Genomic DNA, 18,814 nt, shown 5'->3' on the forward strand with positions numbered 1-18,814 from the left:
TCAATCGCGATTTGGCTACATACACTAAACAACTGAAATAGATCGACGAATGATTCCCATCAAATACAATGTGCGCAACCTGCGGGTGCGTTGGGTAACCACGCTGATGACCGTCGTGGCCACTTCGGTCGTGGTGATGGTGACCGTCTTGCTCTTCGGATTAGCGGATGGCCTGGAGCATTCACTGCGCATCTCGGGTGACCCGCTGGACTTAGTTGTCTTGCGAAAAGGGGCCGACAACGAAACAGGCAGCAATGTCGAAGAGCGCGTGGCTCGCGAGATCTTAAACTTGCCTGGTATCGCTAAGGACAAAGATAATGCGCCGTTATGCGCAGCTGAGTTCGTAACCATCTTGACCAAACCTCGCCAAGGTGACGGAGGCACGGTCAATGTTATCGTGCGTGGTATCGAACCTGCTTCGCGACAATTGCGACCAGACTTCAAGATCGTCGCAGGCCGAGACTTCAACACCGGTGTCAACGAGGTTATTACCAGCCCCGCGATGGCTGGGCGCTTTCAGAACCTGGCCGTGGGCGACAAGTTTGAAATCAACAAAGTCGATTTTACGGTGGTAGGCCACTTTGAAGCTGATGGCAGTGCGTCGGAGTCCGAAGTTTGGACAGCGATTGACGATTTGAATACCGCCCGCCGCACGCCAGGCTCAATCTCCATTGTCAATCTCCGCGCAGTGGATGAAGATGCCAAAGACCAACTAACGACCACGCTACGCGATGACGAACGGTTTAAGTTAAAACCGGTCGATGAAGTCAAATACTACGAAGAACAGACATCATCGTCGATCCTGATCAAAGCGATTGGCTATATCATCGGCGGCTTCTTGACGCTGGGGGCCATGTTTGCGGCTGCCAATACGATGTACGCAGCGGTAGCTAACCGCGCTCGCGAAATTGGCACGCTGCGAGCCATTGGCTTTGGCAGAATGAGCATCCTCATGTCGTTTGTGCTCGAATCAATTTTACTTTGCTTGATGGGTGGAGTCATTGGTTGCTTGCTGACGTTACCCTTTAACGGAATTACGGCCGGCTCGTCGAATTTTGCAACTTTTAGCGAGCTGACGTTCTCGTTTCAATTTGGTCCTTGGATCTTCATTCGTGGCGTAGCCATGGCGCTGGCCATGGGATTGCTGGGCGGACTGTTTCCTGCCGTACGTGCCATTCGCATGAACGTCGTCAACGCCTTGCGACAGAGTTGAAATGTGCTTAACTGCCACGAAGTTGGTTGCTCGCGTCGGAGCGCTAGTCGGCATTACCTGGGCGATAACGATTGGCGGCAGACTGGGGGCACAAGATATTGCCTCCGCTGACCAAGAATCCAATCGCCAAGTTGCTCTGCTGGCGGGCGTATTGCAACAACGATGTGTGACCTGTCACGGTCCCCGAAAACAATCTGGCGACTATCGCGTCGACACACTGACTAGACTGCGCACACCCGGTGACTCAGGCCAACTGCCATTAACTCCAGGCGAACCGCAACAGAGTGAATTGTTCCGCCGAGTTACGACGGAGAATGCCGATGAGCGAATGCCACCTGAAGGTCCTCGGCTTACCGCTGATGAAATACAGCTGTTGAGAACCTGGATCGATCAGGGCGCTAAAGTCGACTCAAGCATTGAAGTAGCCCCGCTTATCAGTTTTGCATACTCAGCCACAAGGGCGAACCCCCCGGACCATTATCCGTCGTCGCTGCCGATTACAGCCATTGCCATCGATGCCAATTCCGCCGATCAGCCTCGCGTTTGGACCAGCGGCTATGGAGAAGTCTTGTTGTGGCAAGTTGAGCCAGACGGCTCAAGCCAGCTAACCGCGCGGCAAAGCGTCTCGGGTGCGCACGTCGCGTCCCTAGCGCTAAGCCATGACCGCCAGCGGTTAGCAGTCGCCAGTGGCTCTCCGGGAAAACAGGGGTTCGTCGAAGTCTTTGAGCTCGGCCAGTTGCCCGCACAACCGACATGGTCTCATAGCCATCACGATCTGGCCGGCGATCTGGCCTTTGCGCCTAACTCCAATTTGTTGGTGATCGCGCAGGGCGATGGCTCGCTCATGTTAGTTGACCTGGCAGCAATTGCATCGGATTCCCCGGAATCAGCTGTGCGAACCTTAACGCCACATGCCGATGCCATTTTAGGTGTGGCCTGGTCTGAGGATGGTCAGCAGCTAATGACCAGTTCGCGCGATCGTACTGCCAAGATCTATCGCGCTCCTCAACTGGATCTCATCGCTAACTACGATCGACATGAGCGAGCTGTTGGAGGCGTGGCTTTTATCGGTTCGAATCCTGTTTCCTTGGACGAAACTGGCCAATTGCGGCTATGGTCGGGAGATGACAGCGATCGAACGATCACTCAGACTGATACACGCGTGCGGTTTCTGGAAGGTATGGTCACTGACGATGAAACCATTCACTTGGCAGATGCTGGGCGTATTCGCAGTTACACAGTCGAGCGCAAAAAAGTCGACGACGGACAAGATGAGGCGGGTAAGCCCAAACAGAAGACCGTCGTCAGTTGGAAATCGTCGACCACGTATGATTCCAAACGAGGCCATTGGCTACTGTCGCTCGACCTCGACAACGGCTGGCTAGCCGCTGGCTCGGAAGCTGGCCACGTCTATTTGTGGAAACGCAACTCTGAGCAAGCCGCTGTTTCGTTTACGGCCAAGCCGTAGAAGAGCTATCCTCAGCTGCTCGGGACCTTCTAACCGATGATTCTTCCGACCACTGGACCAGCGTGACAGGCGAGCGACTTGCCGTAGAGCAGCTGTCCTCAGCTGCTCAGCACCCTCTAACCCATGATTCTTCCGACCAACTGACCAGCGTTACAGGCGAGCGACTTGCCGTAGAGCAGCTGTCCTCAGCTGCTCGGAACCCTCTAACCCATAATTCTTCCGACCACTGGACCAGCGTTACAGCCGAGCGACTTGCCGTAGAGCAGCTGTCCTCAGCTGCTCGGAACCCTCTAACCCATAATTCTTCCGACCACTGGACCAGCGTTACAGCCGAGCGACTTGCCGTAGAGCAGCTGTCCTCAGCTGCTCGGAACCCTCTAACCCATAATTCTTCCGACCACTGGACCAGCGTTACAGCCGAGCGACTTGCCGTAGAGCAGCTGTCCTCAGCTGCTCAGCACCCTCTAACCCATGATTCTTCCGACCAACTGACCAGCGTTACAGGCGAGCGACTTGCCGTAGAGCAGCTGTCCTCAGCTGCTCGGAACCCTCTAACCCATGATTCTTCCGACCAACTGACCAGCGTTACAGGCGAGCGACTTGCCGTAGAGCAGCTGTCCTCAGCTGCTCAGCACCCTCTAACCCATGATTCTTCCGACCACTGGACCAGCGTTACAGCCGAGCGACTTGCCGTAGAGCAGCTGTCCTCAGCTGCTCAGCACCCTCTAACCCATGATTCTTCCGACCACTGGACCAGCGTTACAGGGCGAGCGACTTGCCGTAGAGCAGCTGTCCTCAGCTGCTCAGCACCCTCTAACCCATGATTCTTCCGACCAACTGACCAGCGTTACAGGCGAGCGACTTGCCGGGTGCGGAGCGGCTGGGGACAGCCGCTCTACAACTTTCGACTAGGCAGCGCGGGATTGAGAATGCACGGGCAGGCGGATGGTGAAGGCGGTGCCTTTGCCCAGGCCACTATCGACTCGGATGCGACCACTGTGTGCATCAATGATTTGCTTGCAGCTGGACAAGCCAATGCCCGTTCCACCTTGACCACTCGCGTCAGGACCTTCTTTGGTGGTGAAGTAGGGGTCAAAGATCTTGGGCAATAGTTCGGGCGATATTCCCGATCCGCTATCGCGAACCTGCAAGACGATTTCATTGGTCGGTGCATCGTGCTCCAAGCGAACACGCACCATCCCACCAGGCTTGGTCGCTTGCCTGGCATTGACCAACAGGTTCACCAACACGCGTTGCAATTGAGTGCTCGAGCCGAGCACCAACGGTAGATCGGAAGCGACTTCGGTTTCCAGCAGGATGCGATGTTTTTGAAATTCGCGTCCGATAAGCGACAGCGTATCTTCGAGCACCGACCCTAAATTCACTGGCTCAAACGCGCCTGTTCGACTGCGAGCCATAGCCAGCACACTGCTAGCTACTTTGGTTGCACGGGTGGCCGCGTCATTGATCTTTTGCAAAGCCTTATCGCGGGTCGGTTCATCTTTGTGCCGCAAACCAAGTTTGGCGTAGTTGATAATCGTCGTCAGCAGATTGTTAAATTCATGTGTGGTAGTGCTAGCAAGCTCACCAATAGTGGCCATTCGCTGAGAGAGTTCGAGTTGCGTTTTTAGTGCAGCCAGTTGTCGGCGCAGGTCTTCAATCTCTTGCTCGGTCAAGGTCATACCGTTTGCTTCTTGAGCCAATAAACACTGGCTTCGAGCCCATTGCCAATCGTAAGCTCGATCGCCGTCTAAGTGCGTATCGGACTATCGCGCGGCCAGACTGAACACTAGATGGTCCAGTGGGTGTCAAGCCTCAAATGCCTCATGCTACACCTTGACGGCAGACCGCCACTTGTTGAATTTGGCAAGACTACGCAGCCGGTAAATTTTCACATACCGAGCCGTATGCGTTAACCTCGGCAGCACAGCGTCTGATTAGGAACCCGCCTAAACCGTAGGCGTTAGCCTCGGTTGCGTAACGTTTGATTAGAAACCGAAACTAAGCCGTAGGCGTTAGCCTCGGTTGCGTTACGTTTGAGTAGGAACCGGGGCTTACGCCCTCGGTTTAGTAGGAACTGGGCTGTTGCCTTTGGTTTAGCGGCCGCCGGAACTGGAACCCATCATGCCCCCTCCGCCCATACCACCGCCGCCCATGCCACCGCCGTAGCCGCCTTGAGCCGACGTACCTTTCTCAGCCGCTTCGCGTTCGTCGGCCAAGGTAAAGCCTCGATAGTTGAAGGCATCATCAAACTCGTTGGAGACTTCGATGCGGCCGTCGCTCATCATCATCATCATTTCGACGTTATCGCTCAGCGGATCGTCTTTGCTGTTGCCCAGCAACGTATTGCCGCCGCGCACATCCACTACCACGTTCATGCCCAGGTTGCTACCAAATTCCTTGAACTCGTAGCCTGTCCAGCGCTTGATGAGGTTGGTGATTGGATGAGCGAAGTGTGTGGTGAATTTATCTAGAATCATCACCGCACCGCGCTTGAAAGCTGGAATCTTGTTGGCCTGCCCGGCGGTCGAGGGCTTTTCATCCAGTTCTTCTTCCAACTTCTTCAATTCTTCTTTGTCTTCATTGAAGATATACATGGGCACATAGGCACCCTTGGTGTAATCAACTCGCACCATCACGGCTTCTACTTCAGGATTGGCCGATTGTCTGCCCATCTTATTGACGTACACATCGTCAATCCCACGTACATACACACCGTTGCTTGGTTTACTCCAATCGGTCCACAATTTCTGGCGATTGAAGATTTTCTCAGGGGGCAAGACTCCGCGGACGGGTACTCGTTTGAGATTCTCGCGGCGTACTGCTTCGGCTTTAGGATCTTCTTCCGCGTGCAATTTGGCGACGCGTTCGAAAACTTTGGTTTCCATGTCGGTTAGTGGAGGGGCTGGATACAACCTATCGCTCGGATAGTTGACATCTTCCATCTTTACCCGGATACGGTATTTGAAAGTCTTGCCGATATCTTTGCCTTCTACTTTATCGTAGAAGCGGATCATCTTGTACTTGACGGGGATCATGCTTTGACCGCCCATCATGCCGCCCATACCACCCATCATTCCGCCCATACCACCCATCATGCTACCGCCGCCGCCCTCCATGTCGCCGCCGCCGTAGCCGCCTCCCATGCTACCGCCCATTTTGCCGCCCATGCCACCCATGGACCCACCGGTCATACCGCTGCCCATCATGCCACCGCCGGTCATGCCGCTGCCCATCATGCCACCACCGGTCATGCCGCTGCCGCCCATCATGCCACCACCGGTCATGCCGCTGCCGCCCATCATGCCGCCCATACCTCCACCCATGCCACCTGGTCGTTCGCCAGGCAGGTACTGATCCATCGCATCATCCTGCTGTTTGGCTGCATCTTTGGCTTGTTCCTGCATCTGCATTTGCAGTTGCACTTGGGACAAACCTGCATCCCAGATCCAATCGATATCGGGGTGTTTGGCAAATTTACGATAATCTTGCATCAATAGCGGAGGAATCGGCATGGTGAGTGCCTGATCGTAGCTGGCCGGATCAATGACTTCAGGAATAGGTACTTTGACCCAATTCTTGGCCATCTTCAGTTGGTCTAGAGCGGAAGTACAAGTCTTCCAGCTGGCCTCATCGATAGGTTGGTCAGCCGATTTGACTTCGGCCCTTTGGACTTCGAAGTCGAGATAAATTGGACGATCGCGCATGGGGTTATAGCTGGCGCTTTCACGTAGCTTGGCATTGAATTCATTGAGCATGTCATCGTGTGGGACAAGTGCCGTCACCGCGTTGAACATCTTGAATTCAGCTTTGTATTTCTTTGGCTTGTTGGTATTCGGAGGCCCACCCAGACTGCCTCCGGTCGAACCGGTGCCGCCCATCATGCCGCCAGTACCGCCCATCATCCCACCACCGCCGCCGGAACCTTCCATTTCTCCGCCGCCCATCATTCCGCCCATGCCGCCCATCATTCCGCCCATACCACCCATGCTGCCTCCCATGCCGCCCATACCGCCGCCTAGGGAAAAGCCGCGATTGTATTTTTGGGGGAAGTAGCGCTTGGCACCTTGGGCGCCGCCCATTCCTGGTCCACCCATGCCGGGTCCACCCATGCCAGGTGCACCGCCGCTGCCGGTGCTGTCGTCACCACTCGATTTGCCACCGCGGCCACGAGTGTTTTGCTGCGTATCACTTTTGCCTTTTGTCTTCAGGTGTGGAGCGTCCATGAAGTCTTCAAACGGATCGACATAACCTTCGGGTGCTTCAACAGCAATCAACCCGACAATGCTTTGACCAATAATTTTCGCCGGTGGCAATAGAGTTGGGTCGCCGCGTTTGATGTTGGCACTTCCACGCGTGGGCTCCCAATCGCGCGCGGGATACAGATCCGGATTAGTAGGCACACGGGCCGCGTCGGTCTTGGGTGTGTAGTCGTGAGTAATCAAACGCTCTTTGGAAATTTCCGACCAAGGATCGTTGCTCTTGATGTTGCTGATCAATTGTGTTGCTTGATCCTCAAGCTGCTTGGGCTGCTTGCCTTTATCGAAGGTCTTGCCGCCCAGTCCGTCGTAGACCAGGAAGGCTAGCGCTCCAACCACCAAACCCAGCACTAGTTTTTCTGCATGCGCCGCAAAGAAGTTGACCTTCGGCCCTTGTTTGACCGATTTTTTAGGCTTGCTCTTAGGTGCACCCGACGAGCTTTTCTTGCCAAACATTTTCCGCTCCCTAACTATCTGTTCCGTGGCCGGTGATAAGTTGCTGCTGATTGCCAGGCAATCGGCAGGCGTGCTACCTTGCAGAGGTCGTCAAGCTAGCACATCGCGTCATCGATCGGGGTCAATCTTCTGAATTTGAGGCAGTATCTTTCAACCGGGGCTAACGCCCTTGGTTTAGTTTCAATAACCGGGGCTAACGCCCACGGTTTAGGTTAACCGGGGCTAACGCCCACGGCTCAGTCATACTAGTCAATCTATTGGGCCGGAGCCACTCCTGCATTGCCGCCCGCTGGCGTGGGTACTTGGCCATTGGGTACTTGGCCATTGGGTACTTGGCCATTGGGTACCTGGCCGTTAGGTACCTGGCCGTTAGGTACTTGGCCATCAGGTACTTGGCCGGCGCCAGCCGCGGGAACTCCGTCGGTTGGTTGACCGGATGTGGCGGCTGCGGGATCAACTGGGGCTGCCGCGCCATCGGCAGGCGTGGCCGCGGCTGGTACCTGGTCGGCTGCCACCTCAACTTTGTCAGTCACTTCTGTGTCTTCGGTGACTTTGTTCAATCCCAGTTTGTTTTTGTCTGGAGGGTTGAACAGGTAGACAACGCCGTAGATCTCAACGGGCAGGTCCCAGTTTTTGGTGGGGATGGTTGCGGCGGCTGTCATGCCACCCATACCACTGCCACCCATCATTCCCATACCGCCGCCCATGCCTTCTGAATCTCCTCGGTCACCGCCGCCCATTGCACCGGACATGCCGCTCATCATACCGCTCATACCTCCCATGCCCATTCCGCCGCCGGTTCCGCCAGCGGGGGCAGGCAGGGTATCGCCGATGCGCACTTGGCGAATTTCAAACATGAGGTCAGCGTTGCCACATTCGGCCAGCAGAGCTTGCAATCTACGCTGGTCAACGATCAGGCGCATGCGAACGGGTACTCGTTTAGCCACCGCGAAATAAGCATCTTCGGGCGATTCACTTTTCATCCTGGTGCGAAGATCGTCACCGGTGAGTGGTTTGAAAGCTGAGTCAACATACCGACCGTTAGCTGGATCGGGCGTTTGCACAGCGCCGCCGGTCATGTCTTCGCCGCCGCGATCTTCCCCACCTTCACCAGCCATCATTCCAGCGCTGGACCCCATCATCGCACCTGAGTCTTCACCTGCGCTTTCACCGCCTTCGGCTGTATCCATCATGCCGGATGATCCCATCGAGCCCATACCCATACCACCGCCGCCTCCGGGCGGCATGACGGGGTCAACTGAACCAGCCCGAGTTACGGCGCTGCGTCCGATGCGCAAGAATTCGATGCTTTTGACATTGCACTGGAAATTGGCGACTGCACCGTAGTTGGCTTTGGCGATGATATTTAGCAGGCCTTCGAGAATCCAAATATTTTCTTGCGTGTACAAGATGTCATGGGTCGAAGGTAGTTTGGTTCGCCATGTCTGCACGTCAGCCATCACTTGAGTCTGCACTGCGGCCGGCCAAACAACCAAGTCTGGTTTGATCAAGCGACCGTCCGGTCCGTAGGTACCAACCATGTTCTGGTTGCCACCCATGCCGCCACCCATACCGGGCCCCATCATGCCGCCCATCATGCCGCCCATACCCTTCATGCCACTACCGCCTCCTTCGCTGTCGCCCCCGCCTGGCATTTGGTTGTAGCCACCCATGCCACCCATCATGCCCATGCCTTGCCCGGCCACCGGGCGAACACCAACCCATTTGCAACCAATGATGGAAGCCAAGCGTGGAAACTGCTCGACGAAGTACGTGTCATACTGATTCAAGTCAGAAGTAATGAGCGGTTGTTTTTCGAGCGGATACTCAAGCGTCAATTCGATCGGACGGTACTTCTCGACTTTTTTAATGAAGCGCTCGCTAAGTGCCGGATTGGGCCATTGCATCAGCGGCACTTGTCGCTCGTACTGCTTCACCCAAGCTGCTTCAACATCATCAACCAGCTTGTTGATGATTTTGTCCATTTGCTCATGACTCTTGGCATTGGGATGCTTGGTCACCTCACTACGAATGGTGTTCAGCGCCGAGTATTGGCCGTCAATCTTGGTGGATTGATCAGCAAACACTTTGTCCATACTGGTTTTCGAAAGCCAGTAGCCCACAATTCCCAAGACGATGGTCAAGCCGGAGACAATCCAGAATGCATTCTGTTTGGCACCTTCCATTATTTTCTTGACTTGGTCCATGGCGATCCTCGTTTGACGTGCGTTGGTGAACTGATTGAGCTTCGGCAACCGGGGCTAACGCCCTCGGCTTAGTGACCGGGGCTAATGCCCCCAGTGCAGGAACCGGGGCTAACGCCCTCGGCTTAGCGATTGACGGCAGCACCTGCTGGGTCAGCTGCTACGTTTTCCGTCGGTGCTTCGCCACCTTCGGTTGGTTGTTGTTCAGCTTCTTTGGCTTTGGCTTCTGCCGCAGCTTTGGCCTGAGCCTCTAAGCGTTTGCTCAGTGGATTCTCTTGCCAGATCATTTGAATCTTGAAGGAGTATTTGGGTGCTTGGAAAGTCTTGGGCATATTGGGGTCAATGGGTTTGCCATTGATATCCATTTGAGGTCCCATCCCTGCTCCTCCACCACCCATCATGCCACCGGCGCCGCCCATCATGCCACCGGCGCCACCCATCATGCCACCGGCGCCACCCATCATGCCGCCCCCGGAGCCCATCATGCCGCCGCCGGAGCCCATCATCCCGCCGCCCATGCCTTTCATGCCGCCACCGCTGCCCATCATGCCACCAGCGGAATCATCGCCGCCACCGTAGCCACCCATGCCACCCATGCCACCCATGCCACCCATGCCGCCCATGCCTCCGTAGCCACCACCCATGCCACCCATGCCTCCTGATAGAAGATTGGGGTTGGTGAGCTTGATGTACTCGACATTGGCGATTTCATGGCTCAGCGTCATGCGACCGCTAACGACGAACGGTTTGGAGAGTCCCAATTCCGCGAAAGTGAATTCGGCCATCTGAGGTGGCACGGGTTTGCCATTGGCATCTAGCTGCGGTTGCCCGGTAACCAGAGGCAGTTTGACTTTGCCTGTTTCAATCTCGTGGATGAAACGTTTGAGAACGAAGTCTTCGCCTTCGTCAAAGGTAGCTCGATAATTGACGGAAGTATCTTTGGTCTTGTCAGCTCGCTCTGGTGGTTCGTTATGGTAGTGATAACCATTGATTTGGATGACCCAGCCCGCGCCGGTGCCGCTACCACCTTCGGTTGAGCCGCTATCTTCAGCAGGTGCATCTGCGGCTGGTTCGGCTGGGGCTGCGGCCGCATCCGTTGACTCGCCTGACTCGCCCTCGCCTTCACTCTTCTTGATGCCCAGCAAGTTCTCGCGAGTTCGTTTATCTTCTTCGTATGCCGCCAGGACATTGGCGCTTTGGTAAGTCGCGATGTCTTCGTAGTAGCGACAGTCCAACCGCGTAATATGGATGTCTTCGCGCTTGTAGTATGGCAACTCATCAGGTGTGGGCTGTGCCTGGCTGGCCGCTTCGCCACGTCCCAAGCCTTGGAAGAGCGAGTACAGCAGTTCCATCCACAGGATACGTCGATCGCCATTGCCGGCAACTTCTTCTCCAATTTTGGTCAGCAGTGTAACCGTGGCCATTTTGGCCGAGTCGGTCGACTTCTCTGCGTCGCTCTCCTTCTTGGTATTCTCCGCTTTGGTAATCGCCGGTCCCCACTTCGTTTCACTGACGTAGTCGGTGCGCGAGTGTTTGAAGAGCAGATTGATTACAAACCCAAGCAGCAGGGCTGCGGCTGTGGCCACGATCCAAGGCTTCTTGGCGCGAATCATGCGCTGCTTGAGTATTTCCTTGGGCACCAGATTGGTGTGCGCGGGACCCAGTCCCAACATCTGCAAGCACAAACCGTAGACTGGCCCGAAGGCTGCCTGGTGATCTTTGAAGGCCGGTGCCATCAATACTTCATCGCCGGCCAGCTTCTGGAACTTGTCGAGAATCTCGACATCCATGCCCAGGTTTTTGTTCAGATAGTTGGCCAAACCCGGCAGCTTGGTCGTATTGCCCAGCATCAGGATCGATGACAGCTCGGCCTTCTTATTCAAGCTGCGGAAGAAGCCAACTGAACGTTGGACTTCGTTGACCATGTCCGTGAACACCGGCCGCATCGCCTGGAAGACCAACTTGGGATCTTCCGCTTCCATGGCGTTGCGTTTGAGATGTTCCGCTTTGGCGAACGTTAGCTTGAGGTCTTTAGTGAGCTGTCGGGTGAAGTGATTGCCACCCAAAGGCATATTGCGTTGCCAAACGCGGTAACCGTTGGTAATGATCAAGTCGGTCGCATCGGTGCCCATGGCCAGGATGACCGTCGACTTGGGCGGGTGTTCGCTATCGAAGATCTCGCCAGCCTCTGGATCGGCCAGGCGATCAAACGTGATCATGTTGTAGATGCTCAAGGGAGCCAACTGGATCAGATCGATCTCGATGCCTTGAGCTTGCAGTGGTTTGATCGCGCGGTAGACCGCGTCGCGCTTCATAGCGAACAAACCGATTTCCGTCTCCAGCGCGAATCCATCTTCGACGCTGGCGCCAGCCATTTGCTGGTAATCCCAGATCACGTCGTTCAGATCAAACGGGATCTGTTGCTTGGCTTCGTATTTGACGATATCAGGAATCTTCTTCAATTCAACCGGTGGTGGTTTGAAGAACTTGGCTAAGCCGTTTTGACCGGGGACGCTAATACCGATCTTGCAGCGACGAATATCGTTTCGTCCAATGAAGGTCTCCAAGGCTTCACGAACCAGCACCTCTGGTTCGGCTTCGGGCTGCGACAAGATCTTGGGATATTCGATATAGTCGAAGGCTTCCGCGACGACGGTCTCTCCATCGACACGGCACTTCAGTGCCTTGAGGGCACTTTGACCGATCTCGATGCCCCACACAGACGCGACTTTTGCCATGGCTGGTTTTCCACTTTCCGCTGATCACGTAAGCCCTACAAGGATCGAAACTTAAGCCTCGACCGGGCAAGCGACTCTACAACCCTTCGGAGCCCAGTAGCGACCGCTACCGCCTGCTCACACCTTCGAGGAAGTCGAATACACTGGCATTCGCTTTTTCGATGACGCGCCTTGTTGCGACGAGACAGTAATACAAAGCAGAACGTCAATCTGTAGATTTCCTCACCTATTTACTGTATCGAGTTGACCAGTACGCTGTCAAATTTTCACCGCCCCTTTATTCAATTTTTCCCAGTACTTAGGCTATTAGGCAGCCACCAGCTGCCGCCGCCGTCGACAGTTTGCCGCTTCCCACCGACCCGAGAGGTAAGGATGCTGACGGTTTTACCGACTCTTACCCCCTCGAAACAGCCGCTGACCAACACCGCTCGGACCCGCTCCGGGGGGTTATCAGAAAGTATTTGTTCATGACGCAGTCGCTACGCGAATGTTTGCTGTTAATCCCCTGCTCTGGTTTGGATGATTTTCCTGAATCCCTACCTGAAGGAGATTCCAACCAGGTGTTAACCGCCTGGCTGGCCCTGTGGCACCCGCAGTTGCTCGCCGCCACCCACGTGGCTCCTCGCTGGCAATCGGCCAATCAGCCTCCGCACAGTTTCGATGGGATTCTGTGCCTGGCGCCCGATTGCTCCCAGCCCCTGCTACCGAGCGACCTCAAGACGACCGTCAAAAACAGCGGCGGCTGGCTAGTCAGTTTCACCAGCGATGCGCCACCGACGGAGGCAAACTCCAGTGGCTCAACCGCGGCAAACACCAACAGCCCTGTCCCCAACAGCCCTGTCCCCAGCTGGCGCGAGCTGCAATTGCAAATCATCGGAACGATCGGCCTGGAGATGACCAGCCCGATCGACGAGAGCCTGCAAACGGAATTTGCAGCCCTGGGCTATGCTTACCTGCAAATCCAACTGCTAACGCGGCAACTGCGTTACACGAGCAATCTCGATCAACTGCTGTTCAATTCGCAATTGGACCAGGCCGCCCAAGCCGCTTTGTCAGGCGATCAGGGACAGGCCGAGACCTTGCTGCAGTCGTGCTTCGATCAGCTGGGACAAGAGCGCGACCACTATTACTCGTTGGATGTCAGCTTGCTCGATGTGACACTACTGGCGGAAACGACACTGGGAACAAGTGTCAGTGCGCAATTGAATCGAGAATTCCCAACCACCTTCGTCGCTAGCGCCAGCTTGCTGCGCCGCATGCAGACTCAGCATGCTGAAGTGGCCAGCGCGATGCAACAAGCGCTGAAGGATCGACGCGCCGCGCTGGCTGGCGGATTGGATATCGAGCGACCACATCCGCTGATGAGCTTTGACAGTTTGAAACGTGACTTGGCTCGCGGTCGAATTGCCTATCGTCAATTGGGATTTGAACCACCCACCGTGTTCACACGCTTTTCGTTTGGTCAATCAAGCGAGATGCCTCTACACTTGCGACGCAGCGGCTACGTGGGCTCCATGCTAGTTGCGTGGCAAGATGGACATTACCCCAGCGGTAGTCATGCCAAGTTTTCATGGGAGGCCAGCGAAGGCACATTCATGAATGCCATCGCTCCGCCACTGGCTGATGCAAAAAGTGCCGCCACTTACCTGACACTTGGTAAACGGATCGCTGAAGCTCTCGATCACCAACACGTGCCCGTCTTCATGTTGGCTCACTGGCCCAACCAATATTCTCCGTTCTTCGAACTCTTATTGCGCGTTGTCAAACGCACTCCCGCGCTGGGCCGCTGGCAAAACGTGGACGACTTCTTCGACAAGACCGATCAACCTTATCATCAAGAGCATCTGCCAGCCCGCAAGTTCATTCATGATTACCTGGCAGCCAGCGGATCCGACAGCGATCAGTTGATCAACGTAACGGCTAGCTACTATCGACTCGCCAACGAAGCTCGACGATTGCAGAACGTGGTGAATCTAGCGTGGCAACTCGAGAACTTCCATCGACGGCCACAGAAGCCAATTGTGGAGCCCGACGCCGAACCAATTACCAACTATGCCGATCCGGGCCCGCAAGCCATGTCGCTCGAGCAGTTGGACCCGCAATTGCATAGTGCCATCGAACAGATTGATGCGCTTATGGATGATGCGGTTCCGGGCACCGCAGTCGTGCACACCTTGAGTCAGACCTTAACGCAATTAGCCCAAAACATCGCCGGGCGGTTTGCCAGAGCTTCGGGCTATCAAGTGCACGATGGAAATGAGCCGGCCGGAATACTAACGATCAATGCCGCCTGCGCTGCCCAGCGATTGCCGATCACCATGCGGCAGAATAAAGCACCTACTCCAGGCGCTGCGTGGCTGTACGCCACCGGCCCTAGCCAAGATTCCAGCCTATCGATGATCGATATGCCAGGCTTCAGCGTGCTGCCGGTGCCATTGTCATCCGACTCAGGCGCCAGCCGCAAACGTGAAGCGACTTTAGTTCCGACGGACGGCCTATTGCAAAATGATTTTCTAGAAGCGCAGATCGACGCGCGTACCGGCGCGCTGCGCAGCGTACACATCCCTGGCAAACGCGGGAATCGCTTCAGCCTGCAACTAGCACGGCGCGAAAAACTGGGTAGCCAGCCAACCGAGTATTCGCAAATGCAGATTCGCGAACTCAAGACAGTCGAGAACAGCACGATGCGCGGGCTGATTCGCGCCCAAGGAGTTTGCCTCTGGCGCAATCAACCGACTGCCAACTTTGAAATCGATTACGAATTGATGCGTGGTCAGCGTGTTATTGGTATCACTGTGCGACTGAGCCAAGTGCAAGCGGTGAGTGGATCACCGTGGAACAACGCCTACGTGGTGCGCAGTGCCTGGCCGAGCGAAGCAGCCATTGTGACCAGTCGCTCCGGATCATCGCGACAGACCTTTTCCTCCGGCAGATGCGTGGCTGCTGAGTTGATTGAGATCGATGACGTTGAACATCGCATTTATTTATTGCCCGCTGGACTGGCCTTTCATCAGCGCGTCGATGAGCGTTTTCTAGATACCATTCTTACGCGCGGAAACCTACCGGCGATCGAGTATCGCTTTGGTATCGGTGTCGATCTGCCCAGCGCTGCAGTGACGGCTGATCACTTTGCCTTGCAACCAATGGCCGTACCACTGAATGCCAATGCGCGTTTGTTGACCAACCCTGCTGAGTGCTCGGCGGCCTGGCTTATGCACATCGATGCCAAGACCATTCTAATGAATTTGGAAGCACCCCTGGTGGACGAACAAGGTCTTTTGGCCGGCTTGAGAATTCACCTGGCCGAGCTAACCGGCAAGAGCGTCACGGCTCGCATTCGTTCCCTGCGTGAAGTCAGCGATGCGCATCGTGTCGATTACCTGGGCGGGCGCATCGCCAAACTGACTGTCGAAGGCGATATGACCACCATCGCACTGCGCCCCAATGAAATGACCTTCGTCGATTTGGTGTGGCGCTAGGGCTGTTACTCGTTCCCAGGCTCTGCCTGGGAACGCAATGCCTCGGAGGCTCCGCCTCCAGTGCCATGAGATGCGCAGGTGGAGCCTGCGAAGCTTGGGGTTACCAGGCGGAGCCTGGTAACCATGTTAAGATCCGTCGTAGCGGAAGCCGTCAAGGCTTTCGATCACTGGTGTTCACGAAATGCTTGACGCATTCCGCTACCAGGTAACCAGGGTTAGGTTGAAAATGGTTCGACGTTCTGCAGCGATATGGGTGGCAGATGTTGCTGCAGATGGCTGGCGACCGACAGCAAGATGGACTCGCGATACATGGCGGCGGTCAGTTTGACAGTGGCGGGACGTGGTGGGCGATCTCGTTTCTCTTCGCTGCCTAAGGCTACCACGATACTGGGATGGCCACTGAGGTTGGTCAGCACTAAATCATCGGCTCCTAACAGAACGTCGATCGGTCGCAAAACCTCTTCGGTCTCCTGAATCAATTGCGTCCGCAAACGACTGGCTCGGAGATACTGTACAGCCGAAATGAATTGGCCTTTGCGAAATGAATTGGGCCACAATCCCAGATCGGCATTGGGATCGCTGCGCAGGATGTCGTCGAAGACCGTTGTGGCCTCCACGCCTAACATGACGGTCATGGCATTCAGTGGAAAGCGAGTGGGTAGCTGGATGACTTCGTGTTTGGCCCCTTGGGACTTGAGCCAATCGAGCCCGCGCTGTTCATACTCGTTTAACTCTTCATCGGTCGTGCCAACTACGATGCGATCAAGAGGTTTAGCATCAGGCCACGTGAACGGGCGATCCACGACACTGGGATCGCGACCATCGGTGCCATAGATATGCGAGAAGACAATGGCCAAATCATCTACGTGGCGAGCGATGGGCCCAAGTTTGTCGAACGACCAGGCCAGCGGCATACATCCTGCGCGGCTGACGCGACCAAAGCTAGGTCGCAACCCGCTAACGGCGCAGCGCACACAGGGCGAAACGATACTGCCCAGCGTTTCGCTACCAATACCGTAGCTTGCCAGGCCGGCCACTACGCTAGAACATGTTCCAGCTGACGAGCCGCTGCTGCCTTGTTCGGTGCTCCAAGGATTGCGAGTGGTGCCACCAAACCAGATATCGCCCCAGGCCAGCGCGCCGAGACTGACCTTGGCCAACAGCACCCCACCGGCCGCTTGCAAGCGTTCAGCCACGGTGGCTTGGACCGGGCGCACTTGATCTTTATAGGGCGCGGCACCCCAAGTAGTTTTATAGGGAGGCACGGCAATGAGATCTTTGGCTACCCAGGGAATGCCATCGAGTATGCCCAAAGATTGCGACCGCGAGCGACGGAGGTCCGAGGCGGCCGCTTGTTCTAACGCACTTTCGCGCAGCAGTGTTACCACAGCGTGCAGTGTCGGATCAAATCGCTCGAGTCGCTCCAAGTAGATCTTGGTCAATTCAACGCTGCTCAACTGGCCTGATTCAATCCAGGCGGCCTGGTCAATCAAACTGGCAAAGGCAATCTCGACTTGACTGCCCGGCAAGGGTGGCGCTGACCCGTCACGTTTGTATTGCTTGATGGGTATAGGCGCCGTCGACGCAGAGCGAGCGGTCTTAATGCGCTCGTTATTGTCGGCTTCGCAAAAGAAATCGGGACGAAAGCTGGATGAAGGTGGCAAGTCCGCGTCGCAGGGTAGAGCCCGCAAGCGCGATAGATCGGCTCGGTTCTCTTCCAGGTCATCCGCTAACTGCTGGCGCTGCTCGTCGGTCAATTCCAGATCGGCAATCCACTCGGCTTGCCGAATCATGTCGAGAGTTATCTTGGGACTACCTGTGGCCTGTGCCAGCAGAGCTCGCGCAAAGACGCCACCGGCTAGACCTAAACCACCGAGAGCCGATAGAACCGTGCGCCGCGAGTAAGTGGAAGAACCAGTCGCTGGAGGATCTTCTTTATCACGCGGGCGATTCACGTTTATTCCTGACTAGTCATAGTTTTGAGGAAGGACGCTCAGTCGGGTGTATACTCGGGCAATTCGAAATCCATACCCGACTCGAAGCGCAGCGGCTCGAATTTTTCGGATGCTTGTTGCTGGCGATTATAAACATAGACCGAACCTGCGCCCAAGACTCGCGCCTTGGTCTGCGAAACAACCAAGCCCGTGCTCTCGTCGATTCCAATACCGACTCGATCGGGATGTTGCTGGACGGCCGAAGCCAACCGCTGATAGCGGCTGCGCTGCGAGAAGTGTTGATCGATAATCGAACCTGGCAGCAGGTCTAGGCCACTAGCGATGACCGGTTGTTGCCGGCCGCCAGAGATCATCACTCGCGATGCGATGGCTGAACCAGCGCTGGTGCCGCCGATAACGCCACCGCGGCGTACTACTTTCTTCAGTTCACGCTCGACGCGTGTGCCTAAATAACGTTCGGCCAGACGGCGCTGATCACCACCGGAAATCCAAACCGCAGTCGCTTCTTGTAGCGGGTTGGCAAAGTCATCGTCGCTCTCGACTTGGTTGCGATCCTGAGCGTGCAGGACGCGCACCTTGGCCCAAGGGAAGGCTTGCCAGGTTGACAACATGGGTGTGTAGTCACCGGTATCAGCATGACTACTGGCACTCGGAATGATCACCAAGGTGCCCTGCGAGGCTTGACCCATTTCGAAGAATGTCTCGAGTAGCGTTTGGGGCAGTGTTCCGCCGCCGCACAGCATTAACGCACCCAACACCTTTTGGCTGGGCTTGGTGTCGCTTGTTTCTTCCGCCAGGAAACGTTCGGCGGAGTCTATAGACGCGGTGGACGCATCGACCGCCGTGGTAAGGTCAATTTGAAAATTGCTGGATCGATTTGAACTGGTGACAGAGGCAGTCGAGACAACTGGCGAATTTGACTCACCGGCGCCAGAGGTTGTAAGAATTGAAGCTTGGTTGAGCTGGGCGAAGGCTGGGAACTGGCAAGCAATAAACGCCAGCACAGTAGAGGCGAGAACTTGTGTTGCCCGCATGCGAGAAC

9 protein-coding genes are annotated in these 18,814 nt (G+C 55.7%); 3 read left to right on the top strand and 6 right to left on the bottom strand.

The window, feature by feature from the left end; all coding sequences use genetic code 11:
- The first annotated feature begins 49 nt into the window (after positions 1-49).
- Together SH573x_RS19365 and SH573x_RS19370 are read left to right on the top strand one after the other, a co-directional pair.
- A complete protein-coding gene (locus tag SH573x_RS19365) occupies positions 50-1,213 on the top strand; it encodes an ABC transporter permease (protein ID WP_479349364.1) in 1,164 nt (387 codons plus the stop codon).
- 1 nt (position 1,214) lies between these two features.
- Positions 1,215-2,681 carry a c-type cytochrome domain-containing protein gene (locus tag SH573x_RS19370; RefSeq protein WP_479349365.1) on the top strand — a complete coding sequence of 489 codons (1,467 nt, stop codon included), beginning with the start codon at positions 1,215-1,217 and terminating at the stop codon, positions 2,679-2,681.
- 908 nt (positions 2,682-3,589) lie between these two features.
- Here the strand turns inward: SH573x_RS19370 and SH573x_RS19375 are convergent.
- From SH573x_RS19375 to pilM, 4 genes are all read right to left on the bottom strand, one after another.
- Positions 3,590-4,363 (bottom strand): sensor histidine kinase, encoded by a 774-nt coding sequence (locus tag SH573x_RS19375; RefSeq protein ID WP_479349366.1) that lies wholly within the window; start codon positions 4,361-4,363, stop codon positions 3,590-3,592.
- A 414-nt stretch (positions 4,364-4,777) separates the two neighbouring features.
- Entirely contained in the window at positions 4,778-7,396 is a 2,619-nt protein-coding gene (locus SH573x_RS19380) for a hypothetical protein (protein ID WP_479349367.1), read from the bottom strand.
- A gap of 254 nt (positions 7,397-7,650) precedes the next feature.
- Positions 7,651-9,603 carry a hypothetical protein gene (locus SH573x_RS19385; RefSeq protein ID WP_479349368.1) on the bottom strand — a complete coding sequence of 651 codons (1,953 nt, stop codon included), beginning with the start codon at positions 9,601-9,603 and terminating at the stop codon, positions 7,651-7,653.
- Positions 9,604-9,725: 122 nt separating this feature from the next.
- Positions 9,726-12,338 (bottom strand): pilus assembly protein PilM, encoded by a 2,613-nt coding sequence (gene pilM, locus SH573x_RS19390; RefSeq protein WP_479349369.1) that lies wholly within the window; start codon positions 12,336-12,338, stop codon positions 9,726-9,728.
- 467 nt (positions 12,339-12,805) lie between these two features.
- Here pilM and SH573x_RS19395 point away from each other — a divergent pair, with 467 nt between their 5' ends.
- On the top strand, positions 12,806-15,817 hold the full coding sequence (locus tag SH573x_RS19395) for a glycoside hydrolase family 38 N-terminal domain-containing protein (protein WP_479349370.1): 3,012 nt from the start codon (positions 12,806-12,808) through the stop codon (positions 15,815-15,817).
- A gap of 215 nt (positions 15,818-16,032) precedes the next feature.
- On the opposite strand, the gene SH573x_RS19400 is transcribed toward SH573x_RS19395, so the two are convergent.
- Together SH573x_RS19400 and SH573x_RS19405 are read right to left on the bottom strand one after the other, a co-directional pair.
- Positions 16,033-17,772 carry an amidase family protein gene (locus tag SH573x_RS19400; protein ID WP_479349371.1) on the bottom strand — a complete coding sequence of 580 codons (1,740 nt, stop codon included), beginning with the start codon at positions 17,770-17,772 and terminating at the stop codon, positions 16,033-16,035.
- A gap of 38 nt (positions 17,773-17,810) precedes the next feature.
- Positions 17,811-18,806, bottom strand: a complete 996-nt coding sequence (locus SH573x_RS19405; RefSeq protein ID WP_479349372.1) for a cyanophycinase — start codon at positions 18,804-18,806, stop codon at positions 17,811-17,813.
- Positions 18,807-18,814 lie beyond the last annotated feature (8 nt).

This window comes from Rania fehmarnensis, assembly GCF_056494185.1.

Bases quoted from the DNA above. Each gene is read 5' to 3' on its own strand.
- SH573x_RS19365 (WP_479349364.1), top strand. From the start codon at position 50: ATGATTCCCATCAAATACAATGTGCGCAACCTGCGGGTGCGTTGGGTA.
- SH573x_RS19370 (WP_479349365.1), top strand. From the start codon at position 1,215: ATGTGCTTAACTGCCACGAAGTTGGTTGCTCGCGTCGGAGCGCTAGTC.
- SH573x_RS19375 (WP_479349366.1), bottom strand. From the start codon at position 4,363: ATGACCTTGACCGAGCAAGAGATTGAAGACCTGCGCCGACAACTGGCT.
- SH573x_RS19380 (WP_479349367.1), bottom strand. From the start codon at position 7,396: ATGTTTGGCAAGAAAAGCTCGTCGGGTGCACCTAAGAGCAAGCCTAAA.
- SH573x_RS19385 (WP_479349368.1), bottom strand. From the start codon at position 9,603: ATGGACCAAGTCAAGAAAATAATGGAAGGTGCCAAACAGAATGCATTC.
- pilM (WP_479349369.1), bottom strand. From the start codon at position 12,338: ATGGCAAAAGTCGCGTCTGTGTGGGGCATCGAGATCGGTCAAAGTGCC.
- SH573x_RS19395 (WP_479349370.1), top strand. From the start codon at position 12,806: ATGACGCAGTCGCTACGCGAATGTTTGCTGTTAATCCCCTGCTCTGGT.
- SH573x_RS19405 (WP_479349372.1), bottom strand. From the start codon at position 18,806: ATGCGGGCAACACAAGTTCTCGCCTCTACTGTGCTGGCGTTTATTGCT.